Below are 24,890 nucleotides of genomic sequence, written 5' to 3'. Positions count from 1 at the left end.
GAACCCCTACCCATCGTCGCCTTGGTGAGCCGTTACCTGCACCAACTAGCTAATGGGACGCATACCTATCTTTATCCGATAAATCTTTAATTATTAAACAATGCTGTCTTATAATACTATGGAGTATTAATCCGAATTTCTCCGGGCTATCCTCCAGATAAAGGTAAGTTGTATACGCGTTACGCACCCGTGCGCCGGTCGTCATCAATATGCAAGCACATCATGTTACCCCTCGACTTGCATGTATTAGGCCTGCCGCTAGCGTTCATCCTGAGCCAGGATCAAACTCTCCATTGTAAGAATCTTTAGATCTTTGTAAGGCGTATGTAATACGCCGCTACCGATCAATGTTTTATACCTGTCTCTACGAACTTATTATCTAGTTAAAAGAATTAACTGTAATTGGGATCCGCTTTCGCTGATCTTATAATTACTTTTTCATTACATCAAAAGAACGTTTGAACCGAAGTTCAATGATCTGTTATTCAGATTTTTATTTACTTTAAACCGTTGTTTAAAGCTGCCTCGTTTTTCAGAAGCGAGTGCAAAGGTAAGAATTTTTCTTTTTAACTTCCAAATCTTTTTTGAAAAAATTTTGAAGTTTTTTTTTGAGTCAATTTTCATTCTCACAACACTCTGTTTTTATCACATCCAAGGATGTTTTAAAAGTGGCTTCCGTTAAAGGTGAGTGCAAAGGTAAGAAAGAAAATTTAATCTGCAATATCTATTTTGTTTTATTTAGAAACTCATTTAGATATCTGATTCTTAATCTTTTGGCGTATGCTTTACGCCTCTACACACATCATGTTTTTTCCTTAGCCGTTTACTGAAGGGAGTGCAAAGGTAATAGAAGGTTTTTTAAATGCAATAAATGAACTAAGAAAAGAATATCAATGAATCCTAACAATATTATAAGTGACTTATAAACAGAATATTATTACTTTTTATTTAAATCAAAAAAGATTGCATTAGCCAATAAATGCATGCCATTACCCCAAAAACCACGGATTAAGGGATCATCTACAAAATAATATACCTCACCTTTTCTAAATTTTTCTGCAGATATTAAACTTGTTCCTTTGATGATCTTTTGAAGGTTATAACCCATATAGCCTGATACAGGTTCACTCTTATTTACTACTCCTATATTGTAACCATGATTTAGTAATGGTAAATGATGAGCATTTTCTTTGATAAGATAATAATTAGTAGATAAACCTTTTGTTATTAATTCATCAGCGGGTAGTTCTGTTTCAATTATACACCCTAAGGCTTTATTTTCAATTTTATCTTTATCTCTCAAATTATCTTCTTTATAGATTTTATTGAGTTTCTTAGACATTTCAAGTTCATGAATGTCAAATGAAACTTTTATGGCATCTTCTAATAAGATTACCTTTCCTCCTCGATCCATAAATAATTCTATCATTTTAGAATACTTTTCACCATATTCTCCATCACATAATATCAATGTATTTGACTTTAACAGATCAAAAGATGTCAACTTGCTCTTGTATTCAATATCTACAGGGTAATGAAGAACTTTATCAAAATAATGCCATAGGCTTCCAAATCTAACTGGGTTTACTCCTTCTCCTCCTACAATTGTTATCAAAGGTTTATCCATGATTTTAATATTCTGGTCTATACCTGAATTATCAAAATGAATTAATCTATAGTTTATATTATATATTTCAGTAGTCTCTTTAAAAGCAGTAAATGTCTTAGACATACTTAAACCAAAATATGGTAATAATAAAGTTCCTTTCTTTATAATAGATTCTTCATAAATAATATCATTTCCTAAATAACCTACTTTAATACCTTTATTTAAAAGTTCAGCTACATATTTTATATCCTTTAAGGACTCCCATTCTAAAATAAAAAAAGTAGAATCGGTTAATTCATCTTCATCAATGTATGGCTTACTTTTTTTGACTGTAAATTCTTCAGTATTTTCAAAAGTAACTTCTGTTTCTATTACATCTAATCCAAAAGCATAAGGTAATGACCATGCTGTTAAATCATATGTAGTTGAATCTGTAAAAATTGCTTTAGGTTCAAATAGTACTTTTAATGCTTTTCCTTGTTTTTGATTTGTAGATAATAGAATATCTCCTTTTTGTACTTTTCGAGTTCTTATTTCTTGATGTATATAACTATACCCTTCAACTTCTTTATTTTCTAGTATTTTTTGACATTCAATACCATGTTCTTTTAGAAGATTTGTTACATATTCTATATTATAGGCATTGTTTACATTGCTTTTGATAATGTAATTCTTTACACTGTTCTTATTTGAATTAAAAAATGCCTCAAATTCAGAAAGAAGATTCTCTTTATACTCTACTGCTAAAATTAATGTAAGCATCGATGTTTCATAATGCTTTTTTATTCTTCCTTCTAGCGTAATTTCTTCTTCACTTTTTTTACTTTTATAAGAAAGTCCAGCTACACCATGTCCTCCTTGTTCAAATGTGAATCCAACAGCTCCATTAAAACACGTCCAACTATCACCGTAACTTGGGTACAATAAATCAAAAACCTTTTCAGAGAAATATTCCCAATCTTGATCTTCAAAATATTTACTATACTTCTCTGAGGCTATTTTATGATATTTCCTTTGCCAACTGGTTACTTCATTATGAATAGGATCAGCCGAAGGACCAAAAAAATAAGAATATTGAGGCATCATTTCATGATAATCAACAAAAACATGTGGGTACCATTTTCTATATATCTTATTTCTTAACCTTGTTTCTTTTTGTGTTAACCAAGCCCAATCTCTATTTAGGTCAAAAAGGTAATGATTAAATCGACCAGATGGCCATGGTTCTACATGTTCCCATGAGGAAGGATTACTATTAATGAAGGTTCCTTGTTTAGCCTTAAAATTATTTACATACCTATCCCTACCATCAGGGTTTAGGCAAGGATCGATTATTACTATAATCTCTTTTAATAATTCATCATACGTTGATTTTGTCAATTCATAAGCTACTTTCATAGCTACTTCAGATCCTGATGCTTCATTACCATGGACATTATACCCTAACCATACAATAGATTTGTCATAGTTAGGCTCACCATCTATAAAACCAGCTCTTTTTAAATTAGAAACTCTAATTTCTTCAAGATTTATAATGTTTTCTTTTGATGAAATAGCCAAAACAAATAAAGGTCTACCTTCTTCTGTTTTACCATATGGAATGTATTCAATTTTTGCAGTCTCATTCGAAAGGTAATTCAAATATTCATTTACTTTAAAATGGTAAGTGAATTGAGAACCTAATGGGTATTCTAAAAATTCCGTTGGAGATTTAAGTGTTTGACTAAATGAAAATGTTGATAAAAAAGATAAACAGATCCACTGAAAAGTAAACAGTAGTCTTTGCATAGTTTTGACTGAATATTGATGAATTAACTTAAGTAAATTAGCAAGAGTAAATTGGAAAGCCTAAAATCTATCTAAAAAGTATATTTTCATTCTAATCTTTTATCCTAAAAGGAACTGAAAATCAATTGGTTTTATTTCTTTTCTCAGAATATATTACATACTATTTCTATAATGATAGTATAAATTATAATTATACAATTTACACTTACTGGATAACCAAATTTTATTCTGTTTTTCATGTATTAGACAATTTTAATAATTATATTAGTTTACATAAATCAAAATATAAACACATGAATAGTACTTAATACATTTTTTATATAATAAATTTCATAATCAAAATAATTTCATTATAATTGTGATAAGGTATCCCCCTTAACGCAATTAATACTATAAATACTACTGATCATTTTTTCATGCGACTATTAACATTACTAGCTATTATGTATTTCACTTTTTCAACAAATACATCTTATGCTATCGTCGACAACAATGAACCTACTTCAAAGGCAGAAAAGCTAGAAGAAGGGCCAAATTCTTCAAACACTCGCTTCATTTTTCTTAAGACGGTAAAGAAAGACTGTCTAGAAGGTGACACTGAGATTGTATCTTCAATCATCAAAGTAGATATGAACAATTTCTCACAGGAGAAGTTTAAAATTCTAGCTCAGTTTGAAAAAGAAATTTCAAAAAAGTACCCTAAAAATGTAATACAAATCAATGTGAATTGTATTGAAGGTATTTATTCGGATTTGAGAAGTGCTACAAATGCTAAAAAAGCAGTCATTGATGATGTTAAGCAATCAAGTTCAATTGTTTTGAAATAAAAAAAGCGAAGTTTCTTTCGAAACCCCGCTTTTAACTCACTCTACAACATCTTATTTATTCTTAAATACTAGTTGATCATTTTCCACATCAATTAGTACTATTGAATCTTTATGGACATCTCCTTTTAGGATAGATTTTGATAAATCATTCAAGATGTATCTTTGCATTACTCTTTTCAATGGTCTTGCTCCAAATTCTGGTTCATAACCTAGATCTGAAATTTTATTCAGTGCTTCAGGAGTAATTTCAATCTCGATGCCATTTGTACGGATACGATTTTGGATATCCTTAAATTGTATCGCCGCAATCTTTCTCATGTTCTCTCTTGTAAGAGGTTGGAACATTAATATTTCGTCGATTCTATTTAAGAATTCAGGACGTACCGTATTTTTCAATAGATCTAGTGCTTGATCTTTACATTGGTCAAGAATCTCTTCTTTCTCAACAGTTGATCCTGCTTTTTCAAGATCTCCAATTTTATCCATCATAAAATGTGCTCCCATATTGGAAGTCATGATAACAATTGTATTCTTAAAGTCAGCAACACGACCTTTATTATCAGTTAGGCGTCCATCATCCAATACTTGTAATAAGATATTGAATACATCTGGATGAGCCTTTTCAATTTCATCTAATAAGATTACTGAATAAGGTCTTCTTCTTACTTCTTCAGTAAGTTGTCCACCTTCATCATAACCCACGTAGCCCGGAGGCGCTCCGATCAGACGGCTTACAGCATGTTTCTCTTGATATTCTGACATATCAATACGAACCATCGCTTTTTCATCATCGAATAAGTAATCTGCTAAAGCTTTCGCTAATTCAGTTTTACCCACACCTGTAGTACCTAAGAAAAGAAATGATCCAATAGGTCTTCTCGGATCTTGTAAACCAGCACGACTTCTTCTTACTGCATCTGAAATAGCAGTAATTGCTTCGTCTTGCCCTGCCACTCGTTGTCCAAGTTCTTGCTCTAGATGTAAAAGTTTTTCTCTTTCACCTTGTACCATTTTAGCTACAGGAATACCTGTCCATCTTGACACTACCTCAGCGATATCTTCATTTGTTACTTCAGTACGAAGCATTACATTTCCAGAAGTTGATTCCTCTTCTGCATCTTTTTGTAAAACTTCTAATTGCTTTTCAGCTTGTACTATTTTTCCGTAACGAATTTCAGCAACTCGACCATAGTCGCCAGCGCGTTCTGCTTGATCTGCTTCTATCTTATACTTATCAATATCACGTTTCAATTGTTTGATTGAGTCCAACGTTTGTTTTTCACGCTTCCACTCATCTTCCAATTCATTTAATTTACCTGTTAAAACACGGATTTGATCAGTTAAGATATTTTCTTTCTCAACGTCTTTTTCTCTACGGATTGCTTCTCTTTCAATTTCCAATTGCATTACTTTTCTTCTGATTTCATCAACCTCTTCTGGAGATGAATTCATTTGAATACGCATTCTTGAAGCTGCTTCGTCCATTAAGTCAATTGCCTTATCTGGAAGGAAACGATCCGAGATATATCTATTTGAAAGTTCTACTGAAGCGATAATTGCATCGTCCTTGATTCTAACACCATGGTGAACTTCATATTTTTCTTTAATACCTCTAAGAATTGAGATGGCATCATCCACTGAAGGTTCTCCTACATTTACAGGTTGGAAACGTCTCTCTAATGCTTTATCCTTTTCAATATATTTTTGATATTCTTTTAAAGTTGTAGCACCAATAGATCTTAGCTCACCTCTTGCCAATGCTGGCTTTAATAAGTTAGCAGCATCCATTGCACTATCACCACCTGCTCCAGCACCAATCAAAGTATGGATTTCATCTATGAATAAGATGATTTTTCCATCAGCACTTTGTACTTCTTTGATAACTGCCTTTAATCTTTCTTCAAACTCACCTTTGTATTTTGCACCAGCAACCAATGCTCCCATATCCAAAGAAGCAATACTAATATCTTCTAAGTTTTCAGGAATATCACCTGCTACAATTCTTTGTGCTAAACCTTCTGCGATTGCTGTTTTACCAACACCTGGCTCACCAATCAACATTGGGTTATTCTTTGTTCTTCTAGAAAGTATTTGAAGTACACGGCGAATTTCTTCATCACGACCTATAACAGGGTCCAATTTGCCATCTCTGGCCATTTGCGTTAAGTCAATCGCGTATCTTTCTAATGACTGATACTGACCTTCTGCATTTTGGTCTGTTACTTTATTTCCTTTTCTAAGTTCAATTATAGCTTTCTTTAAATAGTCTTTTGTAAAACCTGCTTGGCTTAACAACTGACCTACTTTATCACCACCATCTAATAAACCTAATAATATATGTTCAACTGCTACAAACTCATCTTCCATTTCAGTCATGAAACGTTCTGCTGCTTGTAAAGCTTTTGCTGCATCGTTTGATAAATAAGGATTATCTCCTGAAGACTTTGGGTAACTTTCTACTATAGCATCTACTCTATTATTTAAGTTAGCCTTATCTGCTTTGATCTTGTTGGTCAAAAAAGTGATCATGTTGTCTTCTTGTTCAATGATCGCTTTTAATATATGACCTGTTTCTATTACTTGTTGTTGTAATCCTTTAGCAATCGTCTGTGCCTTTTGCAAAGCCTCTTGCGATCGGATTGTATATTTTTCAAAATTCATATTCTAATTGTTTATTTAAATTAAGTTTTTGAGAAACCTTTGAGCGTTTTCGATATTTAATAAATCAATAACCGTTCAAAAATGACTAATCGGTCAAATTTTCCGAAATCAACTCAAAAGTATTCATCAAGCACGACAAAAAGTCATTAAACCCTTGAAAAACACTATTTTAGTACGACATTATGTCTATGATGTTTAGTTTTAGGGAACATATAATTGAATTATAATGTGAATGTATATGAAGCTTTAAAGAAATGATTGACTGCTTTTAATTTATGATTGTCTTTTTAGTAGATGAAGAAATAAATGACACTTATATAACAGTAAAACACTATGATGACATTCTTAAAATACTTTGGTTTAGCACTTCTTACTTTCTTTATATTGATTAAATATATATTTCTAGGAAAGTAAAAAAAGGGCAGTCATCTTTCGACAACTACCCTTTTCATTCTATAAACAAAACTTACTCCTATAAGAAGTTAGGTAAGTCTAATTTCTTAGATATTCTATATGCAGCATTCATCAAACCTACATGACTATAGGTTTGAGGGAAGTTGCCCCATTGACTACCATCTGATGAATCAACATCTTCTGATAACAGACCAACATGATTTTCATAACTACTTACTTTTTCGAAATAATCAATCGCATCATTTAATCTACCTACACAAGCTAATGCTTCGATATACCAGTAAGCACATATTAAAAATGTAGTTTCTGGTGCTCCAAAATCATCAACATGTCTGTAACGATAGAAAAGTCCATCTTTCGCCATTAATTCTTTTTCCATTCCAGCTAAGTGACGCTTTGCTCTTTCAGAATTTGGATCCAGATAGTTCATTGTGATAAGTTGTAAGCAAGAAGCATCCATATCTTTAGCTCCTGCAGCTTGCATATAAACACCCGTTTCTTCATCATAGCATCTTTCAATCATTTCTGCTGCACGTTCTTTGATTTTTAATGCTTTGTCTGCCATTTTCACGTCCTCAAAATATTGAGCCATTTTATAAGCAGCTGAAGCACCCGCCCAGTGGAATAAGAAAGTATAACAATAGTGACCAGGGCGATCTCTGAATTCCCATAATCCAGCATCTTTCTCTTCCATTGTATCTGCTATCTTTTGTAAAGTATGCTCTACTAATTTCTTTGTATGCATTCTGTACTTATTCGTAAAACGCTTATCAGCATATAATGGAAGAAGAGATGTGAGTACTTGACCATACACATCATTTTGAATATGAGTGTATGCATCATTACCTATCCTTACTGGTCGGTTTTCACCTAAATACCCTTTTAAAGGCATTTCAATTTCAGTAATTTTCTTTTGAGCTGTAATGGTATAAAGCGGTTGATATCTATCTTCCTCTTGTTTCGTTACATTCTCAATATATTTGAAATAGGCTTCTACTTCTTCAAAGTGACCAATGTTATTGAAAGCATTTAATGTGTAATAGGTATCACGCATCCAACAATAACGATAATCCCAGTTACGTGTACTCTTGTGATACTCTGGAAGTGATGTTGTACCTGAGGCAATAATAGCACCTGTATCCTCGTATTGATGTATTTTTAAGATTAATGAAGAACGTATAAGTTTTTCTTGATGGAAGAAGCTAATACTTGTAGATTTCACCCAATTTCTCCAATATCTCTTAGTTCTAGTATAGAAGTTTTCAACTGTATTTTCGATTGCAGCCTCTAATGGAGCTCCATAAGTTAGTACTGTATATACAGCACCACTTAATACAAATGAGTTTCCTTCCATAACATAGGATAAAGGAATATTGGTTGTTAACCTCATTTGTTGATCAAAACCTTCAAAGCGAATATGATTACTTCCTTGAGATTTTTGTGGAGTCATTTCTCCATAGTTACCTCTAGGGTCACAAATTACTTTTACTGAAGGTGTACCTTGCATTGGCTCAATTTTACGAACCATCATTAATGGCTTATAATAACGATCATCTTGCTCAAATCGAGGAGCAAAATCAGTTACCTTATAATCTCCATCTTCAGTGTATATTTCTGTCACTAATATATTCGTATTAGTCACATAATATTGCTTTGTCTTTTTAATTTTTGCTAAAGGCTTAACTGAAAACTCACCTCCTTTTTCGTCATCTAGTAAGTCACCAAAAATAAAACTGCTGTCGAATCTTGGCCAACACAACCATCTAACACTTGCTTTTGTATCGATATAGGCCATAAACGCACAGTTACCGATGACACCCATGTCATATTTATTATGCGGATTTTTCATGTCTGTAATGTCTGTTTTTGTAGTTAATTATTAATCTATTGGACGTGAGTATTTGACAATTTACTATAAATTTCAACAAAATGTAAAACTTTCAAATGGTAAGTACAAAGAATAATGTGTTATAAAAATCATAAATTAATTATCTATTCATCTAAAATTTAATAATAAGGGAGTTGTTTTTTAATAAGAATAGTAATTATATAAACAGCAACATCATGATATTTTTTATATATTGTCTCCTGAACATTTTTTTAAACAATTACTTCAACCATGAAAAAATTTGTATTTGCTTTGATTCTAGGGTTGATTGGTCTTGTAGCTAATGCTCAAGATACAACTGGTCCAGTTATTACATTTGCTGAAAAAACATATGAGTTTGGTGATATCCACCAAGGAGATGTAGTAGAGCATACTTTTAAATTTACAAACACAGGTGATACGCCTTTAGTAATTACTAATGTGACTACAACTTGTGGATGTACTGCCCCTAATTGGCCTAAAGAACCTATCCAACCAGGTGATGAAGGTGAGATTTTAGTTAAATTCAATAGTAGAGGAAAAAGAGGTGTTCAAAATAAACCTATAACCGTTTACTCTAATGCAAAGACAACTACTAAGATTTCTATTACAACAAATGTTCTTGTTCAATAATTAGAATAGTAGTTAAATAAAAAACGCATGCTTTCAACTAAAAGCATGCGTTTTTTTATTATGTTGATCTAAATTACTTTTCCCATATCTGAAAGAACTCATCATCTAATTTCTTTTGAAAACCTAAAGTCGATAAAATTTGCTCACACTCTTGAGCCTCTTCCTCCGTTAATATATTATTGAAAGGATGAATTTCGAAGAAGATACTTTTAAGTTGACTTAAAAAAGGTTGGAAATCTCTTAGAATATTTAATTCACCTCCTTCAATATCCATTATCAATGTATCAAATTTTAGTTTATATTTTTCTTCTAAAGCTTCGGGTGTAATCCCATCAACTTCCACTTTTCTTGAACTTTCTACATTTGCACTTCCTTCGACAATCGAATCTTGAATATTAAAAGTTAACTTCTCAGCTTTAGTTAGGATCTTATTCTCTATAGAAAACTGACAATTATTCTTTTCTTTATTATGTTCAAGGTGTTTGATTAAAAAAGGATTTGCTTCTACAGTAACATGCTTTTTCTTATCATATAATACATTATTGATTACACAAGAAACAACACCAATACAACCTCCAAGTTCTAAAACAGTGGCATTTTTATCTAAATATTGAGGAATAAACATCCTTTCTTGTTTCTCATACCAACCCAAAGTAAATGCACCTCTAAAAAAGCGAGTTGTTAATTCTTTTGGTATTGTATAAACATTACCATTTGCTTTAAATTCTTTTTGAATAAAGTCAAAAATAAAACCAGCGATAAACTGTTTTATTGGTAAATATATATTCAGAAGTAAATAATTCATTTATCTAAAAAAATCGTTCGTGTAATATTGCTTTGCACTGAAACGCTAAGGAAATAGAAAAAAAAGAGCGATACAAACAAGTACCGCTCTTTTTAGGTTTGAAATTACTTCACAATGTAAATAATCTCTTTTTTCAAATCCTTTATGGCTGTTGAGATATCAGATAAATGATCTAAAGTCTTTTCAGCACTTTGATCTCCCAATACTTTCAAGTTGTTCTTTTGTCTGAAAGTTTGTTTGATTTCATTCCATCTATCTAATTCTCCTACTGTCAAGATTTCAATTAGTTCTTTAAACTTTAAAAGGTTCTCTTCTGCTGCACTTGTCAACGTTTGAGATTCATTTTCATAATGTGAAACCACTAGTTCCTGTAACTCTTTCTCATTCATTAATGGAGAAAGCTTTTCAGCTAGTTTATTCATATTACGATAGGACCCCTGTAGTTTAAAAGGAGGTTCAACTCTGTAATCATCATCTTGTGCCGCTGATGCAACATAAGCTTGGTTCACCTTCAGAATAACACTTTGAACATATAACAACTGTCTGAAGATTTTAATGCTTTCTTCTTTTTCATCAGTTGAAATATTGATCTCCAATTCTAAATTCTGAAGATTATCATTCTTAATAGCACTAATCAATGTGTATAAATCTTTCTTCGGGTAATTAGTCCATTGAGAGATAAATTGATTTGAAGTAAGACAATTCTCGATATAACTTAATTCGAAAGCCGTTTGCGTACTTCCGATTACCTCACCCAAATTATAAGTATCAGCTCTATTGGCTAACATATCTGGAATCTGGAATTTATCACCTGATTCAGTATACGGGTTCCCTGCCATAATCACACAGAACCTTTTCCCTCTTAGATCATAGGTTTTTGTATTACCTTTGTATACTCCTTCTATTTTTCTTTGTCCATCACAAAGTGAGATAAACTTCTGTAAAAACTCAGGGTTACAATGTTGGATATCGTCTAGATAAAGCATGATGTTATTTCCCATCTCTAAGGCTAAACCTAACTTTTCCAATTCTTCCCTTGCTGTTGCATTTGGTGCTTCTTCAGGGTCTAATGACAATACTTGATGCCCTATCGATGGTCCATTAATCTTCATGAAAATTAATCCCAAACGATTCGCAACATATTCCATTAAAGTAGTCTTACCATAACCTGGAGGAGAAATCAATAAGAGTAATCCCATAAGGTCTGTTCTCTTTTTAACTCCTGCTGCTCCAATCTGTTTTGATAAGTTTTCTCCAATTAACGGAAGATAGACATCATTAATCAATCTATTTCTTACAAAAGAAGAAAGTACTTTTGGTTCGAATGAAGAAAGTTTTACTTCTTTCTTGAAAGCATCTAAAACTTCCCTTTTCTGAGCAGTATATTGTTCAAATAATGGTAAGCTATTATAAAGGTGCTTTTTCATTCTTGCCATAAAATCATAGAAGTTAAATTGATATTTTCCTTCATTGATTAAACTATGATCTCCTAATAAACCTTCTATCTGTTGTTCTGTTTCAACTTTTGATAATGCTCTATCAGCTTTGAATGTTTCTAGTAAAAGTAAACTTGCCTCTAAAGTGTATGATGAATATTCTGATTCATTTTCCTTAAAAGAAGCCGATTTAAATAAGGTAGACCAACCGATTTCCATAAACGTCAATAGCTTTTCCCATTGACCTGAAAGTTTACTGATATGTTGATCAAAAGCCTCTTTTACATTTTGAGCAAGAAGTAATCTTTTGAATTCCTCTGCCAAGAAGTTTGCCTTTTCGCTGATTTCAAAATAACCGTAAGTCAAAAGATCCATTAGACAATAGCCAATTTCTTCAACTGCTGTTTCTAATTCTAGATTCAACTTTTTCAACATGACTTCAACATGTGGAGTGATGTATTTTAAAATTGAAGATGGATCTGCTTTTTCTTCAAAAAGAGAAGAGAAAAGTGAGAATCCACTGGCCCATTCTTGAATGATTTCCTTTTCTTTCTTTGGAATTTCTTTTAGCCAAACAATCTGAGCTAATGCTCTAGTTACAGAATCATAGCATAAAGTTTTTAGAGAAGTATTCATTGATGCATACACTCTAATTACTTTTAAAGCATCAAGGTCATGAACTCCTTTTAAATAACCATCATTTAGTGAAGCTCCCATATGTTGTTGGATATCCTTCAACAATTCTTCTTCACTTTGATCGACTATATTAGACGCATTTTTATTTGCTAAAAATTGATAGGCTAAATACTCTCCTCTATATACTGCAGATGATTCAGAAGGTAGAGACATTGTCCAAACCTCTTTCGTACTTAAAAGACTTTCATCTTTTACCTCTTCAAAGAAGTCTGTTCCAGTAAGATGATAAAATAAATTTCCTTTTCTTTCAATGATTGTAGCTCCTAATTCTTGTTGAGCTACTGCAAAAGAATGCTTTCCGAAACGGATAAAACCTGGACCGTCAACATTTAATTCATTACGGTCTCTTAATTGGCGAATGGCTTCTTTCTGTGCTTTCTTTAATGCACCAAGAACCTCTTCTCCTTTTGAAGTTTCTCCTAAATCAATTAGACTTTTTGCTGTCTCTCTTAATTTTTCAATTAAAAGATCCGTTGAGAAGTAAGCAATCAATTGATCCTCTTTTTCCATCTTTTTAGCTTTCGCTAAGATGGATTGAATCATTCGATCTGCTGAGTTACGTAAACGTAAAACTCTTTTATTACGAACTTCTTCTAATTGAATTTTCTTTGTTTCAAAAACTGTAGCAACCTCCTCTCTTTTCTTTTCAAGCTGTTCAGCAAAATCATCAAAGTCTGCAAACTTCCCTTCTAGTTCTTCTATCTGAGCCGATAGTTTACTGAGGTATTCATCACATTCTTCTGGAGCTGTCGAGATATCTAAGAAACTGGAAACAGATTGTTCCAATAAACGATATTGAGCTGTAAACTCAGCATCAGCTTCTTGTTTTCCTAGTTGATTTTTCTTTTCTCTTGCTTGTGCCTGAACGTTATTGAGGGAAGAAAATAACTGAGAAATATTATTGATGATCTCTGCTGTTTGAGTAGCATCCTTAATCTTAAGGTTAGAAACCGTTTCAATTAATAATTCTAATTCTTTCCCTAAAGCTGTCAGTTCTTCTATTGCTTCTTCTACATCAATTGTTTTTTTCCAAGTGGGTAATTGATTTCGAAGTTCTTCAATCTTTGTTGTAAAAGCAGTCAATGCATCTTCTCCTAAAAGGAATTGAATACACCTTTCACCTAGTTTTAAAGAATGTTCTTTAAGCTTTTCTTCTTTTTCCTCAATTGGAGGAATTTCAATGTAACGAACTTCTTTTAAGCTAACCGCCTTTCCTCTTAATGCTCTCAGTGAAGCAAGACCTTTTACATAGTCTCTAATGTCTTTATAAATTCCTCTATCAATTTGACGAGTAATTGCTAAACATTCTTCATCAAAGGCTTTTTGTTCTTCTACAGCATTTTTACGTTGACGACTTACTTTTTCGTATTCTTCAATCGCCGCTGTTGCCGTTCCTTTGATTTCTTCAACTGGAACTAAAAGGTTACCTACATCTTCTCGTCCAAGCCATGGATACATATCAATTACTACAGATGCTTCTTGCAAAATATCTGAGTAAAGTCCCATGTAATTATCTGACTTTTGACATAACACATTGATACCATTCAATTGTGCCATGGCTTTTACCACTTCCTTATTCCCTAGATTTACTAAGTAATGATCATTTTCAGTAGTGGTTTCTACTAAATCTGCATCAACAAAAGGAGACTGTAAAATTTGTAGGTTATGAACTTTCCTTGGTTCTTCATCTGCTTTAAAGTAGACTAATTCTCCATTCGGGAATAAAGAATAGCCATTACATTTTAAAGGTGGCTGAACTGATTGTTCAATGACATTATAAGAAAGTAAAATATACTCTCCTGTATCTCTTTGATAGAATACAAATAGATAATCTTCACCATTAGGAGCTACTATTTTTTTCTTGAAAACCCAATCGTGTTCTTCTTGTTCAAAAAGCTTATACTCTCCATTTTGAAGGTAATATCCATTTGAGAAAACGATACCTTGTTCTTCTGGTAAGAAAATACAAGCATTAGAAATCGTATTGACTCTAAGTGCTGTTTTTAATTTATCATTGTAGACAAAGTATCTCCATTCTTTTTCTCTGTAAGGAAGAATTTTTAAAAGAATAATATTTCCAAGATCAGCATAATGGAATTCTCCATCTTCCAATCTTTGTTCTTTTTCTTCTACTTCCTCAGCATATATTCCTTCACCATCTAAGGTGTTGTCTTCAATTTTAATGGTAAGGTCACCTCCTACCGTTTCTACAAATACCCTATCAAGGATAGAAACGTGTGGATGTTCACCTTCTCTAAAATCATTTCTTGATGTTTTTTGCCATTTGAAATCATGTTGTGGAGGAAATACTACTTCATGATCACTTCTAGCATCAACATATTTTAAAGCACTTCCTGAGATTTCCCATTTGAATGCTTTGATATCTCCAACTCGATCGCTCAATTGAAAGAGCATGTACAAGTTGTTTCCAGCTTTAAAGAATTGAGCAAACTTTGTATCTTTTTGGTATTGATACAGTTCGCTAAAATCTTTGATAAACTGTTTATCTTCTATTAGGGATAAGGATTCATTTTTAAATCCATGAGATTCATTATCGTATGAATATACACTGAATACATCTGATAATGCCATCTCTTGTCTTAGTCCCAATTGTACATTATAACCGAAAAGGAAGGTTTTTCCTATTGGTATCATGTCTCTGGCGATACAGTTATTTTCTGTCATTAATCGCTCTGAGGCAATGAGTCCAATTTCTATGGAACCGAAGATTTCTTTTCTTAATGTATTGAGTTGGTCTAAGGATTTGTGAAGTTCCTTACCACTGTTTTGTAGTCGTTGTTGGAGAAGTTCGTAAGTTCCGTTTTCTAACATAAGTGTGGTTTGTTACTCAATTTTTCGTTAGCGTGATATTTTAATAAGCTACTTTCAAGGTACTTTCTTCTTCATTTTTGTCTTGAAACAAAAACGAAGCAAAAAATTCAAGACTGAGAATCTAAAAGCTAAATTTAATTTCAATCGCCTAAATGATTTAAACTCGCTTTCGCTCAAACAGTAAATCATTTGTTACGGCTCATTTCAATAAATTCTTAACGCTTTTATCTTCAAGGTCAATATCAAAGAGGTAGCTTTAAGATCTAACTAAAAGTTGATGTGACTTAAAATTAGAGGGTAAGGTTGAAGCATTTTACTTCAACCTTAATTTCTCCGACAATATTATTTGATAAACATTGATGCTGCAGCTGTTGCAATACCTGTTTTTTCAGCTGTTGCCAATGCACTGTCTAACCATGTTTTTTGAAGATCATCGTCAGACATCATTTTCATTTTGTTCAATAAGCCTGCAACACTTAAGTTTTTAACATCTTCTGTTGTTACACCCAATTGATCAATGTAACCTCTTACTTTTCCAATGATATTATTTCCATCAGAGGAATCAAGTAAGTTGTCTTTTACTTCAGTGGCTACGCTACTTGTTTGGAAGAATGACTCCACAGATTCACCCATGCTGATAGATTTGATGATTTTGTCGTACACTTGACTTTCACCACCGATGATCTTGATATCACTGCTCTTCACTGCTTCGGCCATTACTTGAGCTTGTGCTTTCGTCAATTCCTGTTGCATTTGGAATTTCGCTAAGGCTAATTCTTTCTCTTGGTTCAATTGTAATTTGAATCTCTCCAATTCTTTAATTGCCTCATCCATATGTGCAGTTGCTTTTGCTTCTGCCTCGATACGTTGTGCTTCTACTAATGCTTTTTCTTGTAATACTTTCGCTTCCGCTAAACCTTCTAATTCGATTGCTTTCGACTTCTTCTCCATTCCTTCTGCTTCAGCAATCATTTTTTGTCTTAAGATTTCAGCCTCTGCTTCACCCAATTGTTTGTTGGCTAATGCTTGTGCTTCAGAAGTTGCTGCGATGTATTGTGCTTCTGCAGTAGCTTCTTTCTCTCTTGCAATGGCTTTTGCCTCGTTCACTTGAGCTTCAGCAAAACCAGAAGTTGCTTGTTCTTTTACTTTCGCGTCTGCTAATGTTTTAATAGCAGCCGCTTTTTGGTTTGAAGTTTCAAAATCAGCTGCAGCTTCAATTTTTTGTTGTTCAGCATTTAGTTTTGCAGCTTCTTTTTGTGCCTCAGCAGCTTTTAACTCCATCATTAAGTTTTCTTCTGCTTTTTGTTCTGCTAAAGTGATTGCCACTTTCTTCTGACGTTGTGCTTCTGCAAATGCTTCTGTATCCTTAATTCTCTCTTGCTCTTCAACTACTGATTTCTCTACCGCTACTCTCTCTTTGATTACATCTTGAATATCACGTTTTTGTTCTTCCAACGTTTTCTCTTTTGCAATCTGTGCTAACTCAACAACTTTCTGCTTATCTGTTTCCGCTAATTGTCTTTCTTTTTCAATTCGCTCGTTTTCTAAAGCTTCTGTTTTCTCAATATTCTTTTGAGCTACTAAAATTTCACGCTCTTTGTTTTTCTCTTGAATTTCAAGTTCTTCATCTACTTGTAACTTGATCTTCTCTGTTTTTAAGCGTTCTTCCTGAACAATTGATTCAGTGGTTGCTTCTTCTTTCGCTTTTAATGTATTGATTTCTCTTCTTTGACGCTCTTCCGCTTCTACTCTTTGTTTCTCTAAAACAAGAACAGCTTCTTCTTTCTCTACATCTTGCTTCTTGATCTTTTTCTCTTCTTCATTTTTGATCAAGTTTGCTTGAATTTTTTGTTTCGCTGTTAGATCAATAATCTTCTTGATACCTTCAGCATCTAAAATGTTATCTGGATCTAAGTTTTCAACATTTGTTTGCTCCAAATAGTCAATTGCACAATCATCCAAAACATATCCATTCAGATCAGTACCAATGATGTCGATTACTTCTTGTTTTACTTTTTCTCTAGAATTATATAATTCAATAAAATCGAAACGTTTACCAATAGTTTTTAATGCTTCTGAGAATTTTGCTTCAAATAATGAGGTAAGGAGTTCAGTGTCGGATGCTCTTTCACATCCTACTGTTTGTGCTACAGTTCCAATATCGTTTGTATTATTATTTACACGAATAAAAAATACTACTCTAATATCAGCTCTAAGGTTATCTCTACAAATCAAACCCTGCTTTCCTTCTCTACTAATTTCAATACTCTTTAATGAGATATCCATCATTTCTGCTCTATGCAAAACCGGAATAACTGTACCCCCTTCTGTAATTACTTTAAGTCCTCGAATACCAGTTCTTACCAATGCTTTTCCTTGAGGTACTTTTTTGTAAAAGCTTACAAAATACCCGATAATACCTAATAGAATTACACCAAAGAAAGATGCGATTGCTATTACTAATTGTGATGTCATGATTAGTTAAAAATTAAAGTGATAAAATTATATATACTGAATAGTTAATCGTTAGAGATTGCTTTAAGTACTCTATTCTAATTCATATTAATAAAATCAAAAGATTCAAATATCATTTCTTAAACAGGTTCAACGAAGTAGCAATTTTCTGTAGCATCAAAATCTACCACTACGGCTTCTTCCCCTTTTGAAAGGATATTATGTTCTTCTAATGTTTTGATATAAATCTTTTGTTCAGCGTTTCCAATGTAAACAGATGCTTGTCCTTTTTTATCTTTTGAAGCTGGAATCAAAATAGTAGAAACCTTTCCTACTACATCTCGATCTACTTCTTCATTCATATTTTTAAAAATGAAAGTAAAGGGGTAAACACAAAATCTTGTTAGAAATACTGATACAATCAAAATTGGTAATGCAGCTCCAAATGCTATCCATCCAGATTCATTCCCTATGTAGTGATTTCCAAGAACTGAAAATACCCACATTAAAAGTGATAAAAATGAAAAGACTAACATAAAAGGTACTTTTCCTAAATAAAGGAATCCGGCTACGTTTGTGAAAACTCCACTGTCAGAATTTAAACCATCGACATCAGTATCAACATCTGCATCAAGGTCAATATCTCCATCCAATTGAAAATCCAAAGTATCTGGAGATAAAACACCTATCATTACATTGATCCAATACAAAAGGCATAAAATAACAAGGAATGTATAAGGTAAATTTACCAGTTTAGCGGCTTCGTTTAATAGTTCCATTTTGCTTTAAGTTTATATCCTCCAAGTTAATAAGAAAACAAATTAGTTGATCCTTACAACTAAGAGTTTAAATGTATTAACGTATCTAACAAAAAAATAGTTGAGGAAATTATATTCCACAACTACTTCTTTAACAAATTATAAATTATGTAATTTTAATTTGAAACAAACCTTAATTTGGTATATACACAAGGTATCCAAATATAATTTTCATTACTGTTCTCCGAATTTATCTTTTAAAAAGTTGATAGCATCTTGTGCTTCTTTTTCATTAAAGGTTGCTAGTGAGTCTGCTAACTCTTTGCCTTTAGGGTAACCACCAAACATTGCAGGAGCATTTCCATAATACCTTAAAAGTCCCCAATGAGCTGGAATGTGTTGAGGATTTAATTCTATTGCCTTTTCAAATGCAGCTTTTGATTTGGGAGCGATTTGCATCAACTTAAACATATTAGCTCCTTTCGCTTGTTGGCCCAAACTAGCTCCATAATAATAATGGTAATCTGCATTTGTTGGGACATTAGTCATTAATTTCTCAAAAACCTCTTCAGCTTCTTCATTTTTCCATTGGCCCAAATAGCATAAACCTAGAAGCTCTTTTGCTTTATTTTCTTCCTTTATATAAGGTGCTAATAAATCTGGGATATTTGTAAAATCCTCTTCCTTGAGAAGTTGCTCAACTTTTACTATTAATTCTTTATCCATTATTTATTTCTTAATTGTTTAAAGAACTTCATTATTATCTCATGACATTCTTCTTCTAATATACCTGTTGTGTATTTCGCTCTTGGATGAGCTAATTTTTCAGAATATGCTTTAAATCCTCTTTTTTCATCTGATGCTCCGTAAACTATTCTCCCAACTTGTGCCCAAAATATTGCACCTGCACACATTGCACAAGGCTCAAGTGTTACATATAATGTACAATTACTTAAATGTCTTGAACCAATATGATTGGTTGCTGCAGTAATCGCTAACATTTCAGCATGAGCAGTGGGGTCATTTAGTTTTTCAGTTTGATTATATCCTTTACCTATGACCTTTCCATTGGCTACTATTAGTGCTCCAACTGGAATCTCTCCTTCATCAAAAGCATTTTTTGCTTCTTCCAAAGCCAACCTCATAAATTTTATATCTTCTGCAGAATCACTCATTTTTATTGTATTATTCTAATAATCAGTGGTTAATGAATAAATAATCACTTAATCTTAATTTTTAAAATTTAGGAGTTCAAATCCTCTTTTTGGACTCATTTTTAAGTCAAAAAAAGGCCTGTTTAGACGAAATAGGTCATCTTTTCGATGAACGCGTCTTATCCTTAGATGAAGGAATTTGAATATTCTTAATATTTTCAAACATTTATGATACGGAATTTTTTAAAGAAGTACTCCCGAAGAATTGATGGTGATATTTATACTTTTTTCAATAATTATCAATCATTCAGCAATAAAGTACTTTGAGTTAACGTTTTAAAAGCACGAAGGATGAAAAATTATACGCTCTCAGATCAAGAATTAATATCTCAATACCTAAACGGAAGCGAGGTAGCCTTTGAACAACTACTTAACAAGTATAAGAACAAGCTATTTACTAGCATCTTATTAATTGTAAAAGATGAGTATGTAGCTGAAGACTTGTTGCAAGATACATTCATTAAGGCAATAAAAATGATTCGTGCTGGGAAATATAATGAGGAAGGTAAGTTTATGCCATGGATTTCAAGAATTGCTCATAATATGGCAATTGATTATTTCCGTAAGCAAAAGCGTTACCCTACTATCGTCATGGAAGATGGAAGTAGTGTTTTTGATACTTTAGATTTCTCTGAAAACTCAATTGAGGATCAAAAAATCTTAGTTGAAACACAAAAGAACGTTAGAAATCTTGTAGACCGTTTGCCTGATTCGCAAAGAGAAGTTCTTGTAATGCGTCACTACATGCAAATGAGTTTTCAAGAAATCGCTGATTCTACAGGTGTAAGTATTAATACTGCATTAGGTAGAATGCGTTATGCCCTCATCAACCTTCGTAAAATGATGGAGCAACAAAGCGAAAATTCCAATAATGCAATTAGACAAAAAACATCTAAACAGAGAGTGTTCTAATAAAGTATTAAGCATGCTTTATAGAGATACATCTTACATTACTTTAAACGATGAAGATAAAACTGATATTTTCAGTGATAGTAGTTGTGAGGAGTTTTTGAATCACGGTGTTAAAGTAAAAGCAGCACTAAACCGTATTAATGAAAAACCTAGTCGAAAGACTATTCAAAATATTATGGACTTTGCTAGAGAGGCAATAGACCATTAAAATTCTTCGAACAGATTAACGATATAACTCAAAAAGAAGGTTACTAGATTTAGTAACCTTCTTTTTGTTAAAATTATTAAATAAAAAAGTAACATAGTAACTATTTTGTTACTGATTCGTTGAAAACTGATAAATACCAAACTTAAAACGATTCAAAAATGAAAAAAATTAAATTCTCAATGATCCTATTCATGTTTCTTTCCATTATTAATATGGCATGTGATAATACAGATTATGATCCTAAACATGATGATAATAAGCAAGAACATGATAACGACCACGATGATGATGATGACGATCATGATGATGATAAAAATGATCATGACGATAAAGATGATAATGATAGATTATTCTTCTATCAATCATAATATAAACTACTCTTGTTCATATTGTTAATAATCAAAAAGTAGATCAACATCATATATCTATGATTCGTTTACTTTTAAAATATTCGATTTAAAATCCACAAAAAATGATTAAAAATAAACTATTTGTTATTCCATTAGCAATCATCTCTTACTTTTTAGTAAGCTGCTCTTCAGATGATTCTGTTAACCCTAATGATTTATCTAATGAAGTTTCTGATTATATCGAGCAATATTTTCCTAATGAAGATATTAGTGAAGTAGAAATTGATAATGACGGAACTGATGTTACTTTATCAAATGGTCTTGAATTAGAGTTCAATTATAAAGGTGATATCACTTCAATTGAATCTGATGACAATAAAGCTCTTCCAGAAAATGTAATTCCAGATCCAATAGAAGATTATATTGATTCACATTACCCTAATGCTAAAATTGTAAGTTGGGAAAAAGATGGTTCAAATCAAGAAGTTGAATTATCTAATGATGTAACGCTAATCTTCGATAATAATAATGAATTTGTTCGTGTAGACCGCGACTAATTATCTCTTCTTCTTTCTCACTAAACGATTCATATAATGAAAAATAGATATTTTACTTTACTTTCACTTATATTCCTTTCATTCATCACTTTCAGTTGTCATGAAAGAGATCAAGAAGATGAATATACTCCTGTTGCTGAGGATCAACTTCCTGATGAAATCATGGCATATATTCAAGACTATTTTCCTAATGAAACTATCGTAGATGCTGATTTTGATAATAATGATATGGAATGGGAAGTAGAACTTTCAAATCATATTGTTTTAGATTTTAATAATTTTAATCAGATTGAAGCAATTGATTCAGAAAGTAATGAGGCACTTCCTGAAAGTGTAATACCTAATCCTATTAATATTTATGTTTCTACAGATTATCCCAATGAATATGTTGTAAGTTGGGAGAAAGACGGTAGTTACCAAAAAGTAGAACTTTCTAATGATGTAGAAATCGTTTTTGATATGGCTGGAAATGTAATATCAATCGATGGAGAACCTGTTGAAGAGGGAGGTATTATTATGGTACCTCAAGAAATTGATGACTATATCAATCAATATTTTCCTGATGCATCAGTTGTAGATGTAGACGAAGATGATGACAGTTATGAAGTTACTTTATCTAATGGTTTTGAATTAGAGTTCAATAAAAATTATGAAATCATTTCTATTGGTTCTGATGATGATTCTATACCACTACCTAATAATGTAATTCCTTCTGATGTTCTTGATTACATCAATAATGTATATCCAGGACAACAAATTGTTGGTTGGGAAATTGAAAATGGTATGCAAAAAGTAGAACTCTCAGAAGACTTTACTTTACTATTTGATATGGATAATAATTTTGTTGGTATCGATAGAGATTAATCCATCTTAATTAATAAAAAAGCCAGATTCGAAATCTAACGAATCTGGCTTTTTTGTATACCTATGTTTATTCTAGATAATATTGTATTTCAATCCCATGCTAACAGTGTAAGCATTTGCCTTAGCTGAGATTTGATTATCTGAACTTTGATCGGTTAGAGAAACACCATAAGATGTACCAAGAGTGATAGAAGACTTTGGTGAAAGTTTATAGCTTAACTCTGCTCCTAATTGACCTGATAGATAAACTGATTTATCTAGAATACTATCTGATAGATTATCTGTACTTTTTTGATCAACGATTAGGTTAGTGACTAAAGCAGAATACAGAGAAAGTTTTACTTTTTTCTTTTCTATTGCATAACCTACTTTTACAGGAATAGCAACAATCTTTTGATTTACTTTTCCAAGTTCAGTAATGCCAGATTTAAAATCATATTCTGAATAGTTGATTCCTGATTCCACAAAAACTCCTTTCTCGAACTGTACTCCTGCATTGATTCCAAAAGATGGAGAAATTGTATTTTCAGAAATCAATTTGCCTTCTCTTTTGATATTAGGATTATAACTTACCATTCCTACTTGGCCTCCGAAGTAAAATGTTTTATCTTTTTTCTCTTTTTGTAAAATGGCCTTACTCACCTTTACAAGTCCTAATTCGTTTAATTGATATTCGTTCTCATCAATATCATTGTTTATTGACGCTCTTTCGATTTTATCAATAACCAATTTCTCCTTTTTAGTTTTTTCAAAAAATATAGAGGATGAAGATGATTTCGCAATATCTTTTACTTTATGAATTTGTTTTACAGCAATTGTATTTAATTCTTTCGTAGCGTCTGCTTCAAATAATGAACCTGGAACGATAGCAGCAGTATTTACAAGTTGATTAGGTGCTTGGTAAGCTATTGTTTTAGACTTTGGTCCATCATTAATCATTAGGAAACTTGTCAATAAACTTACTGTAATGATTGCAGCAACTGATTTGAAGAAAGTAAAATGGTTCTTTTTGGTATTTATTTCCTCTACCTCACTTTCAATATCCTCCCATAATCCTGGAGGTGGAGATACATGCTCATCTTGAAAAGCTCCTTCCCAGAACTTATCAAAATCGTCTCGATTATCCTCTTTCCATTGCATAATAACTTCTTTCTATTTGAGACTCTTCAATCAATTCTTTTAAAAGTTTTCTTGCTCTAGAAAACTGTGATTTTGAAGTACCTTCTGTTACTCCTGTCATTTCAGCAATTTCCTTGTGCTTATATCCTTCAATTGCATATAAGTTGAAAATCACTCGACATCCATCAGGTAACTTCTGTAATAAAGCTAAAAGTTCTTGGAAACTATAGTCTGATAAAGCTACGGCTTCTTCTTTTAGATCATACATGTCATTTACATCCATCATTGGATATAAGTATAGTTTGGAACGTTGATAGTTGATCGCTGTGTTGACCACTATTCTTCTCATCCAGTGTTTTAGGGACGATTCATTTCTAAATGAATCGATTTTCTTGAATATTTTTACAAACGATTCTTGTAAAATATCCCTTGCATCTTCTTCAGTTCTAGAATACCGACAAGCCACTGCCATTAAAACTCCACTATACTGATCATACAGTTTTCTTTGAATGCGCTTATCGCCGACTTTACAACCTTGAATTAATTCTTCATCTCTTAACATGATAGATTAAGTTAAGTGTTTACCACCCTACAAGTAGGATTCTAAAAAATCAATATACAGCTACTACATGATGCAAGATTTTGACATTTAATTTGACACTATCAAGTAGTATTTACGCTGCTTACCTTAAGTCAATTGTGTCGTTAGCATTTATAGAATGCTTAATAGTATAGACACATAAAATGATAAAATTGAGTAGAGGTATATTTATTTCAAGGTAGATAAATATTGTTACATACTGATTATTAGCTAGTTATATTTTTAATTATTTCACAAATACACTTAATGACTATTAAAAAAATATTTAAACAATCTTAAATAAGC

At 32.2% G+C, this 24,890-nt stretch carries 18 protein-coding genes and 1 rRNA gene; 7 read left to right on the top strand and 12 right to left on the bottom strand.

Going from position 1 to position 24,890, the window contains the following annotated elements; genetic code table 11:
• Positions 1-297: ribosomal RNA gene (locus ACXAHM_RS11090) — 16S ribosomal RNA — on the bottom strand; the annotation flags it as partial.
• A 640-nt stretch (positions 298-937) separates the two neighbouring features.
• Complete coding sequence (locus ACXAHM_RS11085; protein ID WP_474960509.1) at positions 938-3,397, bottom strand: M14 family zinc carboxypeptidase; 2,460 nt, start codon at positions 3,395-3,397, stop codon at positions 938-940.
• 416 nt (positions 3,398-3,813) lie between these two features.
• On the opposite strand from ACXAHM_RS11085, the gene ACXAHM_RS11080 reads away from it, so the two are divergent.
• Positions 3,814-4,224: a hypothetical protein gene (locus ACXAHM_RS11080; protein WP_474960508.1), complete on the top strand. Its 411-nt coding sequence runs from the start codon at positions 3,814-3,816 to the stop codon at positions 4,222-4,224.
• A gap of 51 nt (positions 4,225-4,275) precedes the next feature.
• Here the strand turns inward: ACXAHM_RS11080 and clpB are convergent, their stop codons facing one another.
• Positions 4,276-6,885 (bottom strand): ATP-dependent chaperone ClpB, encoded by a 2,610-nt coding sequence (clpB, locus tag ACXAHM_RS11075; RefSeq protein WP_474960507.1) that lies wholly within the window; start codon positions 6,883-6,885, stop codon positions 4,276-4,278.
• 472 nt (positions 6,886-7,357) lie between these two features.
• Positions 7,358-9,148, bottom strand: coding sequence for a glycoside hydrolase family 15 protein (locus ACXAHM_RS11070; RefSeq protein WP_474960506.1), 1,791 nt, complete (start codon positions 9,146-9,148; stop codon positions 7,358-7,360).
• Between the two features lie 270 nt (positions 9,149-9,418).
• Between ACXAHM_RS11070 and ACXAHM_RS11065 the strand changes: the two genes are divergently transcribed.
• Complete coding sequence (locus ACXAHM_RS11065) at positions 9,419-9,799, top strand: DUF1573 domain-containing protein (protein WP_474960505.1); 381 nt, start codon at positions 9,419-9,421, stop codon at positions 9,797-9,799.
• Positions 9,800-9,872: 73 nt separating this feature from the next.
• On the opposite strand, the gene ACXAHM_RS11060 is transcribed toward ACXAHM_RS11065, so the two are convergent.
• From ACXAHM_RS11060 to ACXAHM_RS11035, 6 genes are all read right to left on the bottom strand, one after another.
• Positions 9,873-10,604, bottom strand: coding sequence for an FkbM family methyltransferase (locus ACXAHM_RS11060; protein WP_474960504.1), 732 nt, complete (start codon positions 10,602-10,604; stop codon positions 9,873-9,875).
• Between the two features lie 104 nt (positions 10,605-10,708).
• A complete protein-coding gene (locus ACXAHM_RS11055) occupies positions 10,709-15,568 on the bottom strand; it encodes a DNA repair ATPase (RefSeq protein ID WP_474960503.1) in 4,860 nt (1,619 codons plus the stop codon).
• 342 nt (positions 15,569-15,910) lie between these two features.
• A complete protein-coding gene (locus ACXAHM_RS11050; RefSeq protein WP_474960502.1) occupies positions 15,911-18,043 on the bottom strand; it encodes a flotillin family protein in 2,133 nt (710 codons plus the stop codon).
• A 119-nt stretch (positions 18,044-18,162) separates the two neighbouring features.
• Positions 18,163-18,801: a hypothetical protein gene (locus tag ACXAHM_RS11045; protein WP_474960501.1), complete on the bottom strand. Its 639-nt coding sequence runs from the start codon at positions 18,799-18,801 to the stop codon at positions 18,163-18,165.
• Between the two features lie 213 nt (positions 18,802-19,014).
• A complete protein-coding gene (locus tag ACXAHM_RS11040) occupies positions 19,015-19,506 on the bottom strand; it encodes a tetratricopeptide repeat protein (protein WP_474960500.1) in 492 nt (163 codons plus the stop codon).
• Positions 19,506-19,955: a nucleoside deaminase gene (locus ACXAHM_RS11035; protein WP_474960499.1), complete on the bottom strand. Its 450-nt coding sequence runs from the start codon at positions 19,953-19,955 to the stop codon at positions 19,506-19,508. Before ACXAHM_RS11035 ends, ACXAHM_RS11040 begins: the two co-directional genes overlap by 1 nt.
• Positions 19,956-20,285: 330 nt before the next feature.
• On the opposite strand from ACXAHM_RS11035, the gene ACXAHM_RS11030 reads away from it, so the two are divergent.
• The 5 genes from ACXAHM_RS11030 (at position 20,286) to ACXAHM_RS11010 (ending at position 22,885) form a co-directional block, all read left to right on the top strand.
• Positions 20,286-20,906 (top strand): RNA polymerase sigma factor, encoded by a 621-nt coding sequence (locus ACXAHM_RS11030; RefSeq protein ID WP_474960498.1) that lies wholly within the window; start codon positions 20,286-20,288, stop codon positions 20,904-20,906.
• Positions 20,907-20,919: 13 nt separating this feature from the next.
• Entirely contained in the window at positions 20,920-21,114 is a 195-nt protein-coding gene (locus ACXAHM_RS11025) for a hypothetical protein (protein WP_474960497.1), read from the top strand.
• Positions 21,115-21,272: 158 nt separating this feature from the next.
• Positions 21,273-21,482, top strand: a complete 210-nt coding sequence (locus tag ACXAHM_RS11020; protein ID WP_474960496.1) for a hypothetical protein — start codon at positions 21,273-21,275, stop codon at positions 21,480-21,482.
• 104 nt (positions 21,483-21,586) lie between these two features.
• Positions 21,587-22,021 (top strand): PepSY-like domain-containing protein, encoded by a 435-nt coding sequence (locus ACXAHM_RS11015; protein ID WP_474960495.1) that lies wholly within the window; start codon positions 21,587-21,589, stop codon positions 22,019-22,021.
• Between the two features lie 36 nt (positions 22,022-22,057).
• Positions 22,058-22,885, top strand: coding sequence for a PepSY-like domain-containing protein (locus ACXAHM_RS11010; protein ID WP_474960494.1), 828 nt, complete (start codon positions 22,058-22,060; stop codon positions 22,883-22,885).
• 72 nt (positions 22,886-22,957) lie between these two features.
• Here ACXAHM_RS11010 and ACXAHM_RS11005 read toward each other — a convergent pair whose 3' ends face one another.
• Together ACXAHM_RS11005 and ACXAHM_RS11000 are read right to left on the bottom strand one after the other, a co-directional pair.
• Positions 22,958-24,025, bottom strand: a complete 1,068-nt coding sequence (locus ACXAHM_RS11005; protein ID WP_474960493.1) for an outer membrane beta-barrel protein — start codon at positions 24,023-24,025, stop codon at positions 22,958-22,960.
• Positions 24,006-24,566 (bottom strand): RNA polymerase sigma factor, encoded by a 561-nt coding sequence (locus tag ACXAHM_RS11000; protein ID WP_474960492.1) that lies wholly within the window; start codon positions 24,564-24,566, stop codon positions 24,006-24,008. Before ACXAHM_RS11000 ends, ACXAHM_RS11005 begins: the two co-directional genes overlap by 20 nt.
• Positions 24,567-24,890 lie beyond the last annotated feature (324 nt).

It is taken from the genome of Flammeovirga sp. AWQ4_249 (assembly GCF_056161045.1).
The sequence above is the reverse complement of the archived record's forward strand: the minus strand, read 5'-3'. Positions and strand labels throughout refer to the sequence as shown.